Origin of the sequence: uncultured Campylobacter sp. (assembly GCF_938045535.1) — a bacterium.
GTDB lineage: Bacteria > Campylobacterota > Campylobacteria > Campylobacterales > Campylobacteraceae > Campylobacter_B.
Map to the genome: position 1 here is coordinate 1 of NZ_CALIMQ010000180.1, position 1,455 is coordinate 1,455.

Annotated in this window: 1 protein-coding gene; it reads right to left on the reverse strand. The window is 43.2% G+C overall.

All coding sequences use genetic code 11. From position 1 onward, the window contains the following. Window positions 1-282: 282 nt before the first annotated feature. On the reverse strand, window positions 283-1,386 hold the full coding sequence (locus Q0095_RS05640; RefSeq protein ID WP_297882163.1) for a c-type cytochrome: 1,104 nt from the start codon (window positions 1,384-1,386) through the stop codon (window positions 283-285). Window positions 1,387-1,455: the final 69 nt, after the last annotated feature.

Here is a 1,455-nt window from a genome sequence, read left to right on the forward strand (position 1 = left end):
ATCCGCAAAAAGCATAGCAAGCGGAAAAATTAGAGCTAAAACCGCAAATTTAAAAAATTTCATCTGAACCTTCTTGAGTTGAATTCATACATTAAATTTCAAAATCGAGCGGCAATTATATGTAGAAAAATCTTAAAAAGTAATAAAAAAAGCGGTTATCATAAAGCACGAAAGCGGCTAAATTCTCAATTGCAAGAGCTTTTTGATAGATAAAATTTAATAGAATTTAGGATATGGCGGAATTTTAAAAGGCAGTCAGATTTTACTCCGACTGCTAAAATTTTAATGAAGTTTCGACCAAATTTTACTTTTCCAAAGACCTGCAAAAACAGAAAGGATCAAGAAATAAATCATAATATTTATGGTTGTAGCTTCACGCTCGGCTTTTTTGCTATCGCCTACGTCAGCTAGATATTCCACGACCTTGGCTTCAGCGTTTTCGTTCAAGCCTACGCGCGGCATCGAAGTGCCTGGAAGCTTCTTTTGCGTATCATTGATAAACTCGTGTAGATAGTTGGCGCCCTTGGAACGGATCATCATCGAAAGATCAGGAGGCGTCGAGCCCATATACGCAGCCAGGCTAGCCCTATCGCTGGATGCAAAGAGCTTATCATATTTGACGTCGTGGCATCTTAGACAAGCATCCTCAAAAACCGCCTTACTTAAAAGGAATTTTTTCTGCGCTTCGTTTAGTTCGGTGCCTTGCTTGATACCGCTAGCAGCAGCCTCAGAGGCGATTAGTTTATCCTCGCTAGGAGCGAGCGACTTTAGATAGGCTACGATATCGGCGATCTCTTGATTTAGATCACCGCCTGCACCGAAAAACCCGGGCATCGGAAAAGGCTTTTCGTCGCCAAATTTCTGATCTAGCTTAAGAGCCATGATCGGATCTTTGATGAGCGCAGCTAAGAATTTATCAGTGTATAGATAGCCTGCGCTGCTAAGATCCGGAGGATTGACGCCGTATGCGGCACTAGCGCTTGCCGCGTCCATAGGAGCGGGGATATTTGCACTTTTTACTCCATGACATGCGGTGCAGCCTGCATTTGTAAAGGTTTCGGCGCCGCGCACGGCATCGCCTTTGCTAAGATCTATTTTATTTATCTTATCCCAAAAAAGCACCATTTTGTCTTGTTGCTCTTTCGCACTGGCTAGGGCTTTTTTAGAATTTTTTATCATCGTCTCATCCCCGCCTTTTTCAGCTGCGGCCAAAGCGCTTTCTGCTGCGGCTACGTTATGCGCGGCTAAAGCCGTATCGCCTGCTGCAAAATCGTAATTTACCGGATCAGTGTGCGGACTGAGCTTAGTATGAGCATAAGGCTCGATAAACCAGTATAAAATTCCCACACAAAAAAGCACCAAGATTAGGGTTCTTATCTCTTTCATGGCTAGACCCTCTTTCTTTCTGCAATTGTAATTAGCGGAAGCACTACGACGAGCAATCCGATATATATG

Coding starts and splice junctions, on each gene's coding strand:
- Q0095_RS05640 (WP_297882163.1), bottom strand. CDS start 1,386: ATGAAAGAGATAAGAACCCTAATCTTGGTGCTTTTTTGTGTGGGAATT.